This is a genomic window from Arthrobacter sp. P4_F11 (genome assembly GCF_056401395.1).
This window is the reverse complement of the sequence record NZ_JBFUJK010000019.1, coordinates 87,454-105,147: the sequence shown is the minus strand read 5'-3', so window position 1 is coordinate 105,147 and position 17,694 is coordinate 87,454. Positions and strand designations below refer to the sequence as shown.

Genomic DNA, 17,694 nt, shown 5'->3' with positions numbered 1-17,694 from the left:
AACTATGGACAACCGGCTAACACCGGTGACGCCCGACATTCCTAGACCAGCGGCACCCCTCCAGCCGAACACCTCGTCCTGCGGTAACCAACCCGCGCATATCAGCCAGACAGCGCTCCCTCGTCGAACATGACGCGCCAGCCAACCGGACGACGCCGAAGAACGGATACGAAAAGAGCGGTCCAAGACAAACCAGCCCTGGACCGCTCACCCTTGCCCTATTGACAAGAACACCTACATATCAGCTGTGGCAGTGTGCGCCGGCGTTGCCATCGCCATGGCAGCTTGAGGACTGTTGAGCGTTGGCCGGCACGTCCAGCACGGGGCTCCGGTCGAAGAAGCCCTCGGGGCGGAGCTTGAAGCCGACCGTGTCCACCGGCATGATGGGCCAGTCCTCGATCCGGGGGAAGTGGGTCAGGCCGAAGGTGTGCCACACCACGATGTCCTGGCCGTCGATGTCGCGGTCCTGGGCAATGTAGGCCGGCAGGCCTGCTCCCCCGGCGTGCTGGTTGACGAAGTCCCCCGTGGGGTACCGCTCCTCCTCCGCGAACCGGGTGACCCACAGGTCCTTCGTGGCAAAGGCCGCGCGCCTGGCGATGGAGGACTCCGGATCTGCCAGGAGAGTGGGCTGGCCCTGGGCATGCAGCTTGTAGCCCACGGGTTCGCCCAAGCGGTTGCGTGATTCCGGGTTGGAAATGATCCAGGTCCGGCCGCTGCGCGCGTCGGCTTCCCGGACGGCTTCCGACTCGCGCGCCAGGACAGTCCGCTTCCGGGAGAACGCGTTGCCGCGTTCGTTGCCCTCGCCCATTCCCTGGCGGACCACGTCTTCTTCTTCGACCCGGTTGGTGAGGCCGTCGACCGCCATATCGAGACGGGCGCTGAACAGGTGCTGGTGGTACGGCGCGCCCAAGCCCGGGGCGAGCTGGGAGATGTTGGCCGAGCCGCCTTCGGGGTAGGCGGAGGTGAAGACGACGCCGGTGGCCTTGGCCTCGAACTCGATGGTGCCGTCGAGGTAGAGGTACCAGTAGAAGCCGTAGTCGTAGTTGCCGATGGTGGTGAAGAACGAGATCACCAGGCGGCGGTTGCGGCGGGTGTAGTTGATGCCCGTCCAGAGGTCGCTGTGCTTGGCCAGGATCCCCCAGTCTTCCTCGTGCATGCAGATGCCGTTGCGGATCTCGCGGGGGTTGCCGAAGGCGTCACTGATGACGGGGCTGAGGTAGGTGATCTCGCCCAGGCAGTCGCAGCCCAGTTCCAGGGAGTTGGCGTACTGGCCCACGAGGTATTCGCCGGTGTCGAAGTAGTTCTGCCACGACCGGATCGGCGACGGGTCCCCGTACGGGACCACCATTTCGGCGATGGATGCGCGGTTGATGATGGGACGCAGGCGGCCGCCGTCCTCGAAGGCAAGGTTGTGCAGCACCACCCCCTCGCGGACGTCGAAGCCCACGTCGACACTCCACTTTTCCCATTCAACGTGGTTGCCGCCGGTGACCGTGAAGCTGGGCCCGTCCGGCTGCGTGATGTTGATCGGCTTCTGCGTGGTGCGCATCGGGCCGGTGAGCTCCGGATCGGTGTAGTTGCCGTGCTCCGCGGGAATCGGGACGGCGCCGGTGTCCAGCACCTGCGTCACTTCCTGGCTCACGACGTCGACATATGCCACGAGCCCGTCCACCGGGTGCGCCCAGGCGCTGTCCTCGGGGAAATCCTGCACGAAGGCCAGACCCCGAAGGATCCGGCGGCCCCTTTCCTCCGGGTACTCGAAGACGCCGGCGGACAGCGGGGCAACGCGGACCTTGCTGACGTCCAGACCGCGGCTGGCGAGGGCCTTGAGCCAGCGCTCGTCCGTGGCCAGGAGCTGTTCGACGACTTCGAATTCCTCCTCCAGAACCGGGAGCTCGCCGGTCACCGCCGTGTCCAGCTCGACGGCGGAAACCACCGTGCCGCTGGAGACCGAAACGGTCACATCGGCCGGCCTTCCCCCTGCGGCATCGTGCAGGAAGACCCGGAACCGCCGGTCCTCACTTTCGGCCGGCGCGTTCCGGGCGGGGTCCAGCAGACCGAGGTACGCGATGCGGCGGGTCTCGCCCAGCAGTCCCGCGGCACGCAGGATGCCCTGGACCGCGGTGATTTCGGCGCCCGTGGCCAGGCTGTGGGGGCTGTAAGGGGTACGGGTGTCAGTTTGTGCGGTCATCATGACGGCCTTCGTTCGGTGACCTTGGCGGGTCAGAACTTTATTTTCTATAGTTGTAGAGAATACGGAAATGTAAGCTGTGCCACAAGAGTCCGACGAAAAATATTTGGGGAGCTGTCCGGTGCCAAAGATTGTCGACCACGACCAGCGGCGGCTTGAACTCGTCGACGCCACGTGGCGGATCATCGCCCGGCTCGGGATTGAAAGTGCCACCATGCGGGAAATTGCCCTCGAGGCAGGATTCGCGAACGGCGCCCTCAAGCCGTACTTCCCCACCAAGGATGACCTGCTGACTTTCGCGTTCGGGCACGTCTTCAACCGCACCAACGACCGCATCGCAGGTGTCACCGCCGGGCAGGCCGGACTGGCGGCCCTGCGGTCGTTTTGCGTCGAGGTGCTGCCCTTGGATGAGGAGCGGATCAATGAGGCCCGGATTGTCATCCCGTTCTGGCAGAAGGCCATCAACGACCCCGGCAAGGCCCGGATCCACCGGGATTCGATGGAGCAGTGGCTTGCGGCGATGCGGCGGTTCCTTGCCGAGGCGCGGCAGACCGGCGCCGTCACCACTACCGTCGACGACGCCGCCCTGGCCGGGCAGCTGCTCAACCTCCTGCTCGGCGCGCAGATTACGGCGGCACTCACCCCGGAAGGCCAGGTGGAACTCGGGCTGAACGAGCAGCTGGAGGGCTTCCTGACCCTGCTGGGCTGCCAGGCCCGGTAATTGGGCCCGGGCGATCTTTTTTCGCCGGTTGTCGAAAAAAGATGACAGCGGCGGGCTGCGGCGCTACCCTGAAAGGACTGTGTCCCATGACACACTCCCAGAAATACGACGGCGTCAGGATCTCCTATGACCGCAGTTGCAGCCCGCCCCTCGCTCGGTCCCACGGGACAGGACGTTCGAACCAGCACGGCAGAATCCTTCGACCACTGGCGGCACCTCGTCGCGGAATCCTTCGTTCCCCTGGCCGCCTCGAGCGCAAATGCGGACAACTTCCACGGCCGCTTACGGGCCCGCAGGCTGGACCGCATGGCACTCGTCGAGGTCTCCTCCACAAGCCATGAGGTCCACCGCACACCGGCGCTGATTGCGCAGTCCAACCAGCGCTATTTCAAGCTCAACCTCCAGCTGCAGGGCACCGGGCTCCTCATCCAGGACAACCGCGAGGCAGTCCTGCATCCGGGAGATCTCTCCATTTATGACACCAGCCGCCCCTACACGCTTGCCTTCGAGGGCGACGCACGGCTCATGGTGCTGATGTTTCCCTGGGACGCACTGTCCCTGCCGCCGGAGTGCATCGCACAGCTTTCGGCCGTGCGTTTGGCCTCCGACGGGGGCCTCGCCGCCATCGTCGGGCCGTTCATTGCCCACCTCGCTGAGAACCTGGAGGCGCTGAGCGGCCCCAGCGGATCGCGGCTGGCCACCAACGCCCTTGATCTCGTCTCCACGATGCTGCATTCGGAACTGGACATGTCCCCCGACCGCATGAAACCCCAGGCCCTGTTGGCGGCATCCGTCCGCGAGTACATCGATGCCCACCTGGCCGATCCAATGCTGTCACCGGCGTCCATCGCGGCGGCCCATTTCATCTCCACCCGGCACCTGCACAACGTCTTCCATGAATCCGGGACCACCGTGGCGAGCTGGATCCGGACCCAGCGGCTGGAGGGGGCGCGCCGCGAACTGCGCGATCCGCTCCTGGCCGGAATGCCGGTCGGAGCCGTGGCCGCGCGCTGGGGCTTCCTGGATGCGGCCCATTTCAGCCGCTCCTTCCGGGATGCCTTCGGTGAGTCCCCCAGTGACTGGCGGCGCGGCGCCTGAGCCTGGCCTTCACCCCCTGCCGAGAGCACCTGCTGTCGTCAGCACCGCCGTTGTCGGCGCCGCGGAAACTACAAAGGCAGAGGGGGCGGTGCCGGATCTGTCCGGCACCGCCCCCTCTGCTTCCACTGCTGATGCCCACCGCCGCCCGTCAGACAGTGACCCCTGCGCGCGCGGCCCTGCCCTCCACGGCAATTTCCACCAGCACACCGGCGGTAAACACTATGGGTACGGTCAGCAGCAGGCCCACGGCCGTTTCGGCACTGCCGCCGATCAGAGCGGTGAAGTTGATGATGACGAGGGACAGGACCCAGCCAAGCAGCAGGGTGGCGAGCACCGGTGCCACCGCGGTCTGCCAGAGCTGGCCGGGCACCCTTTCCCGCCGGAAGTACGCGACGACGGCCAGCGAACAGAGCATGTAGAGCACCAGGAGCGCGGCCACGGCCAGCCCGCTGAACCAGGAAAAGAGGGTGAGGACAGGATCCAGGGACAGCACCGCGAACGGCGCCACGAGCAGGAAGGCGACCACGGTCTGGATCCGTGCAGCGACGGCGGGCGCCATGTGCCGGTTGGTCCGGGCCACTCCGCGGGGCATCGACCCGCGCAGGGCCAGCGAATGGAGGTAGCGGTTGATGCCGTTGTGGAAGGCGATGATGCCGGCCAGCAGGGAGGTCACGAGCAGCATGCCGGTGACCGTTCCGGCCCACGGCCCGAACAGCTCCACCATCGGCGTCAGCACGAACGCGGTGGAATCGCCCGATTCGAGGGCCGCGCCCGCGGCGTCGATGACATGCGAGGGTCCGTAGTAGCTGACCAGCATCCAAGAAATGAAGGAGAAGAAGACCGCGATGACGACTACCGAGAGGTATGTGGCCCGGGCTACGGTGCGGTGGGCGTCCTTGGCCTCGGCCGAGTAGATGGCCGTTGATTCGAAGCCGAACATGGAGGCGACGGCGAACATGATGGCAACGCCCGGGGCGCCTGCGCCGATCGCCGCGGGAGAGAAGGACGCCGCCAGGCTGATCCCCTCCGGCCCGCCGCCCCGCAACAGCACGGTGAACCCGAACATGAGCAGGATGGCGACCTCCAGGCCCACGAGCACCGCCAGGACCCGCGCCCCGAGTTCGATGTTGAGGGAGCCCAGCACCTGCACGCCCGCCATGGTGATGGCGGCCAGAAGCCACCAAGGGACCACGATCCCGGCAGATCCGAGGAGGCCCGAGAACGCCGCGCCGTACAATCCATACATCGCGGCCTGGACTGTGCTGTACGCGAGGAGCGCGAGCCACGCCGCTCCCGCGCCAACCTTGCGTCCGAAGGCGGCGGTGACATAGGCGTAGAAGGCGCCGTTGGCCTGGATCTTCCGGCTCATGGCCACGAAGCCGACCGCGAAGATCACGATGACGATGCCCACCACCAGATACGCGCCGGGGGCGCCGGCGCCGTTGCCGAGCGCTGCGGCCAGCGGTGACGCCCCGACGATTCCGGTCAACGGCGCCTGGGCTGACAAAACAAAGAAAAGAATGCCCATGACGCCGACGCTGCCGGCACGCAGCGCGGTGGAGTGCTCCGTGCGGGGGCTGGATTCTGCGGTCCGGGAATCTGAATTTGAAATACTCATCGGATCCTTCTTAACGGTCATGAGTCTGGGGAACGGCGGTCTGGGAAATGGGGGTGCGTTGCACCGTGAAATCCAGCATGGCAGGTGGCGCCCGTCACGCTGTTGTCGCTGAGCGACCGGTTGTTGTTCCTGAGCGTAGTCAGCACCAGGGCCGTCGCCGCCTGCACGGCCGGCCGGACGCCCTCCGGTCCGCAGCCTCGGGAAATTGCTTTCGGTGTTCCGTTCGCTCCCGCACAACAGCTCTTCGCGGATAGACAAGCCCCTCGGCCCCTCGCCGGAGCACGCTTGAAACAGCACTCTTAGGCCGCACCGGCCGCGTTCTCTGACCTACTCGATGTGGAGTACCCCCATGGAAACCTACGACGCCCTACTCGCCTCGATCACCCCGGTGGCCGGGGAAACCCGCACGATCTTTGACCCGGCCACCGGACAGCCGGTCGGCGAAGCACCGGTCCACACCGTTCAGGACCTCGAAGCCGCCATCGCCGCCGCAGCCGCCGCGCAGCCGGCCTGGGCTGCACTGGGCCACGACGCCCGGTCCGCCGCGCTGCTCAAGGCCGCCGACGCCGTCGAACGCTCCGCCGAGGAACTCGCCCGCCTGCTCTCCCGCGAGCAGGGCAAACCGCTGAACGGCCCGAACGCCCGCTTTGAGGTCGGCGCCTGCGCCGCCTGGCTCCGCGTCGCCGCCGGCACGCCCCTGGACCCCGAAACCGTGGTGGACGACGGCGAAACCCGCGCCGAACTGCACTACCGGCCCATCGGCGTCGTCGGCGCGATCGGCCCCTGGAACTGGCCCATGATGATCACCGTCTGGCAGCTCGCCCCAGCCCTGCGCATGGGCAACGCCGTCGTCATCAAGCCGTCCGAATACACCCCGCTGTCCGTCCTTGCCCTCGTCGAAGTCCTCAACCAGGAACTCCCCGAAGGCCTCCTCACGGCGGTCTCCGGCGGCCGTGACGTGGGCGAGGCCCTGGCCGGACACCCCACGATCGGCAAGATCATGTTCACCGGCTCCACCGCCACCGGCAAGGCCATCATCAAATCCTCCGCCGACACCGTCAAACGCCTCACCCTGGAGCTCGGCGGCAACGACGCCGGCATTGTCCTGCCCGACGCCGACCCGAAGGCGATCGCCGAGGGCCTGTTCTGGGGCGCCTTCATCAACACCGGCCAGACCTGCGCGGCGCTCAAGCGCCTCTACGTCCACGCCGACATCTATGACGCCGTCTGCGAGGAACTCACCACCGTCGCCCGGGCCATGCCCATGGGCAACGGACTCGACGAGGCCAACGTCCTGGGCCCGCTGCAGAACCGCCAGCAGTTCGACATCGTCGCCGGCCTCGTCGGGGCAGCCCGCGACTCCGGCGCCAGGATCCTGCTCGGCGGCAACCCGGAGAACGACCAGCCCGGGAACTTCTACCCCGCCACCCTGGTCGCGGACATCGCCAACAGCAACCCGCTGGTCGCGGAGGAGCAGTTCGGCCCCGCCCTGCCGATCATCCGCTACGGCACCGTGGACGAGGCCATCGTAATGGCCAACGCCGTCGACGTCGGCCTCGGCGCCTCGGTCTGGTCCTCCGACCCCGCCGAAGCCCGCAAGGTGGCGGCCCGGCTCGAGGCCGGCACCGTCTGGATCAACAAGCACGGCGCCGTGGACCCCCGCATCCCGTTCGGTGGCGCGAAGCAGTCCGGCTACGGACTCGAATTCGGTGTCGAAGGCCTCAAGGCCCTCGGCGTTCCGCAGGTCATCAACGGCTGACGCTGCACTTAGCAGGGGCCATCAGCGCAGCGCCTGCGGCACTGGTTCGTGCCGCAGGTAGCTGCGCCGGAACCGGCCGCTGCCGGCGGTCAGGGCCCGCAACTCCACCGCGTACCGCAACAGTTCCTGGTCCGGCACCTCGGCGCTGATCTCGGTGCCGTCGGCGCCGGCGGAGGTGGTTCCGGTCAGGCGTGCCCGCCGGGAGGACAAGTCGCTCATCACGGCGCCCACATGGTCCTCCGAAACGCTGATGGTCACGGACGAGACCGGTTCCAGGAACTGGATGCGGGTTGCCCCGGCCGCCTCCCGGAGGGCCAGCGCCCCGGCCGCCTGGAAGGCAGCATCGGAGGAATCCACGCTGTGCGTCTTGCCGCCGATCAGCGTTACCTTGATATCCACGACCGGGAACCCGGCCGAGACGCCTTTCTGCATCTGGGCCCGCACGCCCTTTTCCACCGAGGTGATGAACGGCCCGGGAATCACGCCGCCAACGGTCTTGTCGACAAACTCGAACCCGCCGCCACGGTCGAGTGGTTCCACCTCGATGTCGCACACCGCGTACTGGCCGTGGCCGCCGGATTGTTTGACGTAGCGCCCGTGCCCGGCGGCCGGCGCGGCAAACGTCTCCCGCAGCGGCGTGATGACCGGGACGCTCTGCAGGTTCACCCCTAGGTCCCGCAGCCTGCCCAGGACGACGTCGGCGTGCGCCTCGCCCATGCACCACAGGATCAGCTGGTGGGTTTCGGAGTTGCGTTCCACCCGCAGCGTCGGGTCCCCGGCCGTGACCTTCCCCAGGTTCCTGGCCAAGGCGTCCTCGTCGCCGTGCGTGGCGGCTTCGATGGCGACCGGCATAAGCGGGTCCGGCATGTCCCAGGCGGCCACCAGCAGCGGCAGCTCCTTGGCCGAAATCGTGTCGCCGGTCTCGGCGGTGCCCAGCTTGGTCAGCGCGCAGATATCCCCCGCGACGCAGAACGGCACTGGCCGCAGTCCTGATCCCAGCGGCGAGTAGAGGTGGGTGACCCGCTCGTCGCTGTCGTGGTCCTCGTGGCCGCGGTCGGCCATTCCGCGGCCGCCCACATGGATGGCGGCGTCCTCCCGCACCACGCCGGAGAAGACGCGCACCAGGCAGACGCGGCCAAGGAACGGGTCGATCGTCGTACGGACCACTTCACCGAGCAGCGGGCCGTCGGGGTCGCAGCCGAGCGCGCCGGCGGGCACCCCGTCGAGGTCGGTCGCTGCGGGGACGCCGCGCTCCGCCGGCGTCGGAAACGCACGCACCAGGACCTCGAGCAGTTCCGACAGGCCGAGTCCGGACTCCGCCGAGGCCGGCAGCACCGGATGGAAGGACCCGCGGGCCACCGCCGTCTCAAGATCGGTGATCAGGACGTCGGGGGCGATTTCCTCGCCTCCGAGGTAGCGCTCCATGAGCGTCTCGTCTTCGCTCTCGGCAATGATCCCTTCGATCAGCGCGCCCCGTGCGGACTCCGCGGCGGCGAGTTCGACGCCGGTCGCGGCCCGGGTGGCCGGCGCCGGTTCCGCATCACTGTAGTCGGAGACCGTGCCGGTCAGCAGTCCCAGCAGCCCGGTGACGGGACCGTCGGCGGGGACCGGCAGGTAGAGCGGAAGGATGGAGTCGCCGAATGCCAGGCGGCAGCGGGCGATGGCGGCGTCGAAATCCGCGCGCGGATGGTCCAGGCGGCTGATGACCACGGCCCGCGGCATCCCGAGCCGCTGGCACTCGCTCCAAAGCGCCGTGGTCGCTGCGTCGACATCGTCGGTGGCCGAGACGACGAACAGCACCGCATCCGCCGCCCGGAGCCCTGCCCTCAGCTCGCCGATGAAATCCGTATAGCCCGGAGTGTCCAGCAGGTTGACCTTGATGTCCCCCACCATCACCGGCACCACCGCGAGCGCCACGGAGCGCTGCTGCGCGATGGCGGAAGGATCCGAGTCGCTCACCGTAGTGCCCTCGGCGATCGAGCCCTTGCGGGTGATGGCTCCGGTGGCGGCAAGCAGTGCCTCGGTGAGCATCGTTTTTCCGGAACCGGAATGCCCCACGAGTGCTACATTGCGGACCTTGTCCGGCTGTTCCGGCGGCGCGACGCCGTTGGCGTCTGCCCGCCGGAGGTCAGACGTACCCCGGACCGGTCCCCTTGACGGCGTCTTGGCGCCTTTCGACGGCATGAGAACCTCCCGGCGTCGCATCCACTCGTGCCCTGCAGGGCCTTGTGTTAAGGATTGGACACCCTGGGACGCCCGGACAGCAAGGTCTTTTTCAGGCCGTGGCCGGAGCAACCAGGGAACCGGAGGCTGCCCGGTTCCGGAGCCAACGGCCCAGGGCCTTGCCTTTGCCCTTCCACCAGCTGTCCTCGTCGCTGCCATAGTGCCACCGGAAGATCACAGCGACCAGGACGAACACTCCGGCCGCGACCTCGGGCCAAGAGCCGGAGGCGGCATCGAGGAGCACGCTGACCGCCATGACCAGGATGGAAGGCAGCGCAAGTGTCCGGAACCACGTGTTGGCGACGTACCGGCTGCGGGATCGCGGCACGGAGACCGCGCGGACGAAATCGAAGCACAGGCAGACGACCACCAGGGCCTGCCCCAGGGACATCAGGATGTGCCCCGGCAGGGAGCCGGCAAACAGCACGGCCGCCTGGAGCCCCGGGCTCACGGCGTGCCCGTCAAAGAAGCTGGCCGTGAAGAATCGGCAGTGGACGGATCATACTCGGTTGAATCATGCATGCGATGCCCCCGGCGTCTACGCTGCTCCTGCGCTGGCTCCGCGCCCGGGCTTCCCGTAGGAGCTGTAGGCGTGTCATGCCAGCCTTTTCTGACACTCCAATTCAACGCGCGGAATGGGCATGAAGTCACGCAAATGAGGTACCCGACTATCGGATGGTCGGGTACCTGATTGCGTTCCGGTGTACTCGGTTCGCTCCTGCCGCTACTTGCCCCGGCGGATTCGCTCCACAGCCCGCCGGCCGGCTGATCGGGCAAAAAACAGACTTCTTGCTCCGTTGCTCCTGGTCGGCACACCTGCCCGGCACCAAGCCGCCCTGCTCAGCAGGGAAGCCTGGGGAAACAGCGAACGCGCCGCCGTCGACCAGCTCATCGCCGCCAGCAAGTAGGCCACGGCAGCCCCCCACCGGACGCAACAACAGGACGCAACAACAGCTGTGCCCGGGACCACTGGTCCCGGGCACAGCTGCGTGTCCTGGCCGATGAGTCCTAGCCCATGCCCCTCGGCCGCCACACCACCAGCGCCTGCGACCGCGCCTGCGGACGCTTGCCGCGGGCCAGGCTGACGACGTCGCCGGCAGTTCCTGCGGCGAAGATCCGCGAATCGGCCCCTTGGCGGCGCCGGCCCAGCTCCTCAGTCAGTTCGCCGACCCGGCGCTGCAGGGCGGCCACCTGGTTCTCCAGCTGCAGGATCCGCTTGATGCCCTCGAGCGAGACCCCCTCCTGGGAGAGCCGCTGGACCTCGCGGAGCATGTTCACATCCCGCTGCGAGTAACGCCGCGACTTGCCCGGGGCACGGCTGGGCGAAACGATGCCCAGCCGGTCGTACTGGCGCAGCGTCTGCGGGTGCATGTCCGCCAGTTCCGCGGCAACGGAGATGACGAAGATCGGCTGGTCGAAGTCGATGGCCATGGCTGGATCCCGTTCCTAGAGCCGGGCCTTGGCTGTCAGGCCCGCGCGGACGTCCTCATTGGCGGTGGCCGTGGCGAAGGCCTTCACGGCCTCCTCCGCTTCCTTGTTCAGCTTCCGCGGAACAGCGACGTCGATCGTCACCAGCAGGTCGCCGGTGGCTTTGGCGTGCTTGACGCCGCGGCCCTTGACGCGCAGGGTCCTGCCCGAGGGCGTCCCTGCCGGAACCCTGACCTTGACCGTGTCGCCGTCGATCGTCGGAACCTCGATGTCGGCGCCCAGGGCCGCCTCCGGGAAGGAGACCGGGACGTGGATCCGGAGGTTGTCGCCGTCGCGGACGTAGAATTCGTGCGGCTTTACCGAGACGGTGACCATGAGGTCGCCGTTGCCGGCGGGCGCGTACTGCCCCTTGCCGCGGACGCGGACCTTTTGTCCGTCCTTGATGCCGGCCGGGATGCGGACGTCGATGACCTCGCCGTCCGGTTCACGCAGGCCGATCGTGGTGCCGCGGATGGACCCGCCGAATGAGATCGAGGTCGACGCGGTGCGGTCCGAGCCCTTCTGCGGGGCCCGCTGGAAGGACTGGCCCCCGCCGCCGAATCCGCCGCCGCCGAAGAGATCTGCGAACTCGGGCGGAATGCCGCCGGCCGTGCTGTAACCGCCCGAATGGCGGCCCCCGCCGCCGGTAAAGAGCCCGCCGAAGAGGTCCTCGAAGCCAGCTCCGCCGCCGGCCCCGCCGCTTCCGCCGGGGGCAAAGCGTGCACCGCCGCCCATGGCCCGGATGGCGTCGTACTGCTGGCGCTCATCGGGATCCGAGAGCACGGAATAGGCCTCGGAGATGTCCTTGAACTTCTTCTCCGACGCGACGTTCCCCGCATTGGTGTCCGGGTGGTGCTGCCGGGCAAGTTTGCGGTAGGCCTTCTTGATGTCGGCGTCGGAAGCGTCCTTGGCGACACCAAGGATCTTGTAGAAGTCCTTGTCCACCCAGTCCTGGCTAGCCAATGGCGTTTCCTTTCAAATCTGTTCTTAACGAACTCTCCGCGATGCATGGGCCCCCGCCCCTTCGCCGGGTGGCTCGGGATCTACGATCCCAAGCCACCCGGCTTCGACAGGCCCGATGCCACTCCCGGGGCCCATGCATCGCTCCGAGCTTGTGATCATCTCACCTTAGGTGACGCGAACGCTGAACGCCGGAGCGGATGAGGGGGCCCGGGAGTGGCATCGGGCCTGCCGGAGCGTGGTGGCAAAGTCCGTAAGGACTTTGCCACCACGCGTAGGGGCGGGGCCCCCTTATCCGCGAAGGCGTGGGCGCAACCTACGCCGGTACCGCCACGATCACCTGGGCCGCGCGGAGGACACGGTCGCCGGACTTGTAGCCCGAGCGCAGCACCTGGCTGACGGTATCGATTTCGATATCCGTGCCAGGCTGCTGGATGAGGGCCTCGTGGATGGTCGGATCGAACTCCACGCCGGTCTCATCGATGCGGACCAGTCCGTACGTCTTCAGCGCAGCCTCCAGTTTGGCGGCGATCGCGGCGAAGGGGCCGTCCGCGAGGTCGCCGTGCTGGCGGGCGGCGTCGACGTCGTCCAGCACCGGGAGCAGGGAGTTCAGGACGCCGATGACGGCCATCTCCCCCGCCACGGCCCGGTCGCGTTCGACCCGCTTGCGGTAGTTGACGTACTCGGCCTGCAGCCGGCGGAGGTCATTCCTGAGCTCCTCCGCCGCGGCCGCGTCAACGCCCTGCGCTACAGATTCCGCGGCGGGCACCTCAACACTGTTGAGGATGTCCTCTGCCTGGGACAGGGCGTCCCCGGAGTCTGCCGCGGCAGCGGCGTGATCCTGGCCGGGGTGGCGGGCCTGGCCGGTCTTCGGATCAACCTTGCGGTTATCGTGGATCACCGGCTTCTGCGGCTCGTTCTCCTGCTGTTCCGCGTCGCGCCGGCTCTCGGAAGAACCGTGCTCTTCTTCGTTACCGTGGTGCGGCATAATTACTTCTTCTCGTCTTCGTCAACGATTTCGGCGTCGACGATGTCCTCATCGGAACCGGCTGCCTGCTCGCCCGCGGGGGCACCCTCCGCGCCGGTGGCGCCGTCGGGGGATCCGGCGTGGGCATAGATGGCTTCGCCGAGCTTGCTCTGGGAAGCCTGCAGCTTCTCAAACGCGGTCTTCACTGCGGCGTCATCGGTGCCTTCGAGGGCCTTCTTGAGGGCGTCGACGTCGGCCTTGACCTCGGTCTTGACCTCTTCGGGCAGCTTGTCGGCGTTGTCAGCGATCAGCTTGTCCACGGAGTAGGCGAGCTGCTCGGCCGTGTTGCGGGTGTCGGTTGCCTCGCGGCGGGCCTTGTCCTCGGCTGCGTGCTCTTCGGCGTCGTGGACCATGCGGTCGATGTCTTCCTTGGACAGCGCGGTGCCGCCGGTGATGGTCATGGACTGTTCCTTGCCGGTGCCCTTGTCCTTCGCCGAAACGTGCACGATGCCGTTGGCGTCAATGTCGAAGGTGACCTCGACCTGCGGAACGCCGCGGGGGGCCGGCGCGATACCGGTCAGTTCGAAGGTGCCCAGCGGCTTGTTGTCGCGGGTGAACTCACGCTCGCCCTGGAAGACCTGGATGGCCACGGACGGCTGGTTGTCATCCGCGGTGGTGAAGGTTTCGCTCCGCTTGGTCGGGATGGCGGTGTTGCGCTCGATCAGGTGCGTCATGATGCCGCCCTTGGTTTCGATGCCCAGGGACAACGGGGTGACGTCGATCAGCAGCACGTCCTTGCGCTCGCCCTTGAGAACACCGGCCTGCAGGGCGGCGCCGACGGCGACGACCTCATCGGGGTTGACGCCCTTGTTGGGCTCCTTGCCGCCGGCCAGTTCCTTGACGAGGTCGTAGACGGCCGGCATGCGGGTGGAGCCGCCGACGAGCACGATGTGGTCGATCTCGGAGAGCTTGATGCCGGCTTCCTTGATGACGTCCTGGAACGGCTTCTTGGTGCGGTCCAGCAGGTCCTTGGTGAGGTCCTGGAACTTGGCGCGGGTCAGCTGCTCGTCCAGGTGGACCGGGCCGTCGGGGGTGACGGACAGGTACTGGAGGGAAACGTTGGTGCTGGAGGAGGAGGAGAGTTCCTTCTTGGCCTGCTCCGCGGCTTCGCGGAGACGCTGCAGGGCAATCTTGTCCTTCGTGAGGTCGATGCCCTTGACCTTGAGCTGGTTCAGCAGGTATTCAACGACGCGCTGGTCCCAGTCGTCGCCGCCGAGGTGGTTGTCACCGGCGGTGGCGCGGACCTGGATGGTGGAGAAGTTGTCCTCATCCTTGCCGACCTCCAGGAGGGAGACGTCGAAGGTTCCGCCGCCGAGGTCGAAGACCAGGATGAGTTCGTCTTCCTTGCCCTTGTCCAGGCCGTAGGCCAGGGCGGCCGCAGTGGGCTCGTTGACGATGCGCAGGACGTTCAGGCCGGCGATTTCTCCGGCCTCCTTGGTGGCCTGGCGCTGGGCGTCGTTAAAGTAGGCCGGCACGGTGACGACGGCGTCGGTGACCTTTTCACCGAGGTAGGACTCGGCGTCGTTCTTAAGCTTCATGAGGATACGGGCGGAAATTTCCTGCGCCGTGTACTTCTTGTCGTCAATGGCGACGGTCCAGTCAGTGCCCATGTGGCGCTTGACGGACGCGATGGTGCGGTCAATGTTGTTGACGGCCTGGCGCTTGGCGATCTCGCCGACCAGGACCTCTCCGGACTTGGAGAAGGCAACAACCGACGGCGTGGTGCGGCCACCCTCGGCGTTGGCAATGACGGTGGGCTCGCCACCTTCGAGAACGGAGACGACGGAGTTAGTGGTTCCGAGGTCAATACCTACTGCACGTGACATGGATTGTTTCCTTACTTCCTAGGAATCTTGCGGAGATGGCCGCGGACCCGCAGTGGCTCTAACCGCAGTGGGTCCGACCGTTATTGAGCGATCTACACTCAACTTTACCCAGAGGGGGACATAAGTCAATTTAAAGTTGAGCGAAGTCGACTCAACCCTGCTTACCCGTCCCGCCCGAGGCAACTCCTCGCCGCCTAAATTCCCCTCAATCCAGCCCTTCCGGCGCGTCCCGGGCGGCGTTTCGCCCTGCGCGAACCTGCACGCTGGGCGCAGGGGCGCAGACCTGGCGAGGGGACCAGCCGGCGCCCGCGCCGGCTGGTCCCGCCAGCTTTTGGTCCCGCTAGTTGTCGCCCCGAGCGGCGTCGCCGTCGGCAGGCTCTCCCGTTGCCGGCGGGGCGGATCGCTCGGGACGGGACGTACCGGCGCTGCCGTAGTCGCCTTCGGGGTATTCACCTTCCTCGGCGACGCCGGCCGACTCACCGGCGACGCCGGCGGGCTCACCTGAGACCCCGCCCTCGCCGTAGTCGCCCTCGGGATAGTCGCCTTCCACGTCGCCGACGACGGCGGCTCCGGCCACACCGGCCTCGCCATAGTCCCCCGCCGCGTACTCCCCCTCGACGGCGGTGGGCGGGACCTGGCCGGCCGTGCCGGCGGAGCCGTAGTCGCCCTCAACGTATTGCCCCTCAGGTGCTGCGGCCTCTACCTCAACTTCCGCGGGACCGGCATCGACGTTCCGCGCCGCCGCTTCTCCGGGGACATTCTCTTCAGGCGTGTTCTCTGCAGGCCTGTTCTCTTCAGGCCTGGTCTCTTCAGACATGGATGGATCCTTCCTGGACGCATCTGGCGCGCCCGTGCGGGCGCAGGGGCAGTCTATCGAGCGCCACGGCAGGGCAACAGGGGAACCTGGTTTACCTGGCAGTGCCGGCCGCCGGCAGGCCCGCGACGTCGGCCAGCACCGCGAGGTGGTGGCCGAAGAGCTCCTCCCGGGCAGTGAACGTGCCTGGGCCGTACTGGCCGAAAACCTCGAAACTGACGGCGCCGAAGAGTGAGGTCCAGGCCAGTGCGCCGCGGGCCAGGAGGTCATCCGGCACCGCCAGGCCGAACTCGGCGCGGATTTTCGCCAGGTCCCCCGCCAGCCCGGCGGCCATGGCAGGACCCTGCCGGCCGGTCGCGGCGAGCCGCCCGGCCCGGAAGGCGCCGTCGAGGATTCCAATGAGGGCCGTAATCACCCTCGTCCCGGGGCCGGTGGTCCGCTCCGCCGGGGCCTGGTAACCGGGCACCGGACTGCCAAAGAGCAGGGCGTAGCGCGATGGCTCGCGCACCGCCCAGTCCCGCACCGCGCCGCCCAGCGCCGCGAAGCGCCCGCCGAAGTCTTCCTCCGGCACGGCCCCGACGGCGGCATCCACCGCATCGCCAAGTTCGTTGTACGCATCAATCAGCAGAAGGGTCAGCAGTTCCTCGCGGCTCTCCACGTAGCGGTAGACCGCCGAAGAGACGACCCCGAGATCACGGGCCACGGCACGGAGGGACAGCGCGGCGGCCCCGTGCAGCGCCAGATGCTCCCGGCCCAGGCGGACGATATCGGCCACCGTCTGGGCGCGGGCACGCTCGCGCGGGGTGCGCAGCCGCACCGCCGCCGGGGCCGCTCCGGCCGGGCCGGCCGCAACGCCGGCGTCTGTCGCGCCCGCAATCCTGTCCTCTGGCATGAGTCCAGCATTCCACATCCAAGAGCACTGTCAACAAATGTGAGCACCGCTCTTGACTTGCCGGCAACGGTGTCGCATCCTGAATGGGAGAGCACTGCTCTCGTTATTGAAAAGGAGATCGGAATGTCCCAACCTGCAGCCTCCGGGCACCAACCGTCCAGGCTCCACGTCGTCACAGGGGCCGGCCCGGTGGGCTGGACCGTCGCCGAACAGTTGGCAGCGGCGGGACACCGGGTGCGCCTCCTGACAAGGTCCGGCAGCGGACCCGCCCACCCGCTGGTGGAACGAGTGTCGATCGACGTGTCCGAGCCCGCCCGGCTCGGCGAGGCCTTCCAGGGCGCCGCGGCCGTTTTTCACTGCATCCACGGCTCGCGGTACAACGCCGAGGTGTGGGCCAGGGAACTCCCGGCCGCCGAGCTGAATGTGTTCGCTGCGGCGGGCGCAGCGGGCGCCGTCGTGGTCTTCCCGGAAAGCCTGTACTCCTACAGCACCCCGGAAAACATCATGACCGAGGACAGCCCCCGGCAGGCGCAGGGCGGCAAGCGCGGAGTCCGGACCGCACTGCTCGCAGCCCGGGCGGCCTCCCCCACCACCACCGTGAGCATGGTGGCCGGCGATTTCTTCGGGCCGCGGGTCCGCAACTCGCACGCCGGCGAGCGCATGGTCCGGCCCGTCGCGGCCGGCAAGCCAATGCAGGTGATCGGGCGGGCGGACCAGCCGCATTCCTTCACGTACGTTCCGGACCTCGCAGCCGCCATGATTGCGGCGGCTGACAGGCCTCAGGTGTGGAACCGGGTATGGCATGCGCCCACCGGACCTGCACTGACCCAGCGCGAGATCGCGGGGGCATTCGCCAAGGCGGCCGGCGCCCGGGCACCGCGTGTTACCGGAGTTCCCGGGTGGGCGGTGAGGGCAATGGGAGTGTTTTCTCCGGATATGCGGGACCTGGCCGAGACCCTGTACCAGTTCGAGCACCCCTTCGTCATGGATTCCATGGCGAGCCAGGCTGCCCTGGGTCTGACACCGACCCCGCTGGACGAGGCAGCCGCCGCCACCGTCGCCTGGTGGAGGGACGGCGGGCGGTGACTGGCGGACAGT

General features: G+C 67.6%; 14 protein-coding genes. 4 read left to right on the top strand and 10 right to left on the bottom strand.

Features of this window, described 5'->3' with window-relative positions; all coding sequences use genetic code 11:
* Nucleotides 1-241 precede the first annotated feature (241 nt).
* Nucleotides 242-2,194, bottom strand: a complete 1,953-nt coding sequence (locus AC1DRO_RS18755; RefSeq protein ID WP_476951986.1) for a primary-amine oxidase — start codon at nucleotides 2,192-2,194, stop codon at nucleotides 242-244.
* Between the two features lie 118 nt (nucleotides 2,195-2,312).
* On the opposite strand from AC1DRO_RS18755, the gene AC1DRO_RS18750 reads away from it, so the two are divergent.
* Entirely contained in the window at nucleotides 2,313-2,912 is a 600-nt protein-coding gene (locus AC1DRO_RS18750; protein ID WP_476951985.1) for a TetR/AcrR family transcriptional regulator, read from the top strand.
* A 126-nt stretch (nucleotides 2,913-3,038) separates the two neighbouring features.
* On the top strand, nucleotides 3,039-4,010 hold the full coding sequence (locus tag AC1DRO_RS18745) for an AraC-like ligand-binding domain-containing protein (protein ID WP_476951984.1): 972 nt from the start codon (nucleotides 3,039-3,041) through the stop codon (nucleotides 4,008-4,010).
* Between the two features lie 148 nt (nucleotides 4,011-4,158).
* Here the strand turns inward: AC1DRO_RS18745 and AC1DRO_RS18740 are convergent, their stop codons facing one another.
* Nucleotides 4,159-5,628 (bottom strand): APC family permease, encoded by a 1,470-nt coding sequence (locus AC1DRO_RS18740; RefSeq protein ID WP_476951983.1) that lies wholly within the window; start codon nucleotides 5,626-5,628, stop codon nucleotides 4,159-4,161.
* A gap of 349 nt (nucleotides 5,629-5,977) precedes the next feature.
* Here AC1DRO_RS18740 and AC1DRO_RS18735 point away from each other — a divergent pair, with 349 nt between their 5' ends.
* Nucleotides 5,978-7,387, top strand: a complete 1,410-nt coding sequence (locus tag AC1DRO_RS18735) for an aldehyde dehydrogenase family protein (RefSeq protein ID WP_243180602.1) — start codon at nucleotides 5,978-5,980, stop codon at nucleotides 7,385-7,387.
* A gap of 21 nt (nucleotides 7,388-7,408) precedes the next feature.
* Here AC1DRO_RS18735 and AC1DRO_RS18730 read toward each other — a convergent pair whose 3' ends face one another.
* From AC1DRO_RS18730 to AC1DRO_RS18695, 8 genes are all read right to left on the bottom strand, one after another.
* Nucleotides 7,409-9,571: an elongation factor G-like protein EF-G2 gene (locus AC1DRO_RS18730; RefSeq protein ID WP_476951982.1), complete on the bottom strand. Its 2,163-nt coding sequence runs from the start codon at nucleotides 9,569-9,571 to the stop codon at nucleotides 7,409-7,411.
* 91 nt (nucleotides 9,572-9,662) lie between these two features.
* The gene (locus tag AC1DRO_RS18725; RefSeq protein WP_476951981.1) at nucleotides 9,663-10,061 is read right to left on the bottom strand and encodes a hypothetical protein; all 399 of its coding nucleotides are present in this window, start codon (nucleotides 10,059-10,061) and stop codon (nucleotides 9,663-9,665) included.
* A 557-nt stretch (nucleotides 10,062-10,618) separates the two neighbouring features.
* A complete protein-coding gene (locus tag AC1DRO_RS18720; protein ID WP_028275425.1) occupies nucleotides 10,619-11,041 on the bottom strand; it encodes a heat shock protein transcriptional repressor HspR in 423 nt (140 codons plus the stop codon).
* Nucleotides 11,042-11,056: 15 nt separating this feature from the next.
* Nucleotides 11,057-12,040: a DnaJ C-terminal domain-containing protein gene (locus AC1DRO_RS18715; protein ID WP_459385772.1), complete on the bottom strand. Its 984-nt coding sequence runs from the start codon at nucleotides 12,038-12,040 to the stop codon at nucleotides 11,057-11,059.
* A 313-nt stretch (nucleotides 12,041-12,353) separates the two neighbouring features.
* A complete protein-coding gene (locus AC1DRO_RS18710) occupies nucleotides 12,354-13,025 on the bottom strand; it encodes a nucleotide exchange factor GrpE (protein WP_028275424.1) in 672 nt (223 codons plus the stop codon).
* 2 nt (nucleotides 13,026-13,027) lie between these two features.
* Nucleotides 13,028-14,890 carry a molecular chaperone DnaK gene (gene dnaK, locus AC1DRO_RS18705; protein WP_223915273.1) on the bottom strand — a complete coding sequence of 621 codons (1,863 nt, stop codon included), beginning with the start codon at nucleotides 14,888-14,890 and terminating at the stop codon, nucleotides 13,028-13,030.
* Nucleotides 14,891-15,230: 340 nt separating this feature from the next.
* On the bottom strand, nucleotides 15,231-15,707 hold the full coding sequence (locus AC1DRO_RS18700) for a hypothetical protein (protein WP_476951980.1): 477 nt from the start codon (nucleotides 15,705-15,707) through the stop codon (nucleotides 15,231-15,233).
* 91 nt (nucleotides 15,708-15,798) lie between these two features.
* Nucleotides 15,799-16,596, bottom strand: a complete 798-nt coding sequence (locus AC1DRO_RS18695; protein ID WP_476951979.1) for a TetR/AcrR family transcriptional regulator — start codon at nucleotides 16,594-16,596, stop codon at nucleotides 15,799-15,801.
* A 123-nt stretch (nucleotides 16,597-16,719) separates the two neighbouring features.
* On the opposite strand from AC1DRO_RS18695, the gene AC1DRO_RS18690 reads away from it, so the two are divergent.
* Nucleotides 16,720-17,682 carry an NAD-dependent epimerase/dehydratase family protein gene (locus tag AC1DRO_RS18690; protein ID WP_476951978.1) on the top strand — a complete coding sequence of 321 codons (963 nt, stop codon included), beginning with the start codon at nucleotides 16,720-16,722 and terminating at the stop codon, nucleotides 17,680-17,682.
* Nucleotides 17,683-17,694: the final 12 nt, after the last annotated feature.

Coding starts and splice junctions, on each gene's coding strand:
- AC1DRO_RS18700 (WP_476951980.1), bottom strand. CDS start 15,707: ATGTCTGAAGAGACCAGGCCTGAAGAGAACAGGCCTGCAGAGAACACG.
- AC1DRO_RS18695 (WP_476951979.1), bottom strand. CDS start 16,596: ATGCCAGAGGACAGGATTGCGGGCGCGACAGACGCCGGCGTTGCGGCC.
- AC1DRO_RS18690 (WP_476951978.1), top strand. CDS start 16,720: ATGTCCCAACCTGCAGCCTCCGGGCACCAACCGTCCAGGCTCCACGTC.
- AC1DRO_RS18710 (WP_028275424.1), bottom strand. CDS start 13,025: ATGCCGCACCACGGTAACGAAGAAGAGCACGGTTCTTCCGAGAGCCGG.
- AC1DRO_RS18735 (WP_243180602.1), top strand. CDS start 5,978: ATGGAAACCTACGACGCCCTACTCGCCTCGATCACCCCGGTGGCCGGG.
- dnaK (WP_223915273.1), bottom strand. CDS start 14,890: ATGTCACGTGCAGTAGGTATTGACCTCGGAACCACTAACTCCGTCGTC.
- AC1DRO_RS18740 (WP_476951983.1), bottom strand. CDS start 5,628: ATGAGTATTTCAAATTCAGATTCCCGGACCGCAGAATCCAGCCCCCGC.
- AC1DRO_RS18720 (WP_028275425.1), bottom strand. CDS start 11,041: ATGGCCATCGACTTCGACCAGCCGATCTTCGTCATCTCCGTTGCCGCG.
- AC1DRO_RS18755 (WP_476951986.1), bottom strand. CDS start 2,194: ATGATGACCGCACAAACTGACACCCGTACCCCTTACAGCCCCCACAGC.
- AC1DRO_RS18730 (WP_476951982.1), bottom strand. CDS start 9,571: ATGCCGTCGAAAGGCGCCAAGACGCCGTCAAGGGGACCGGTCCGGGGT.
- AC1DRO_RS18745 (WP_476951984.1), top strand. CDS start 3,039: ATGACCGCAGTTGCAGCCCGCCCCTCGCTCGGTCCCACGGGACAGGAC.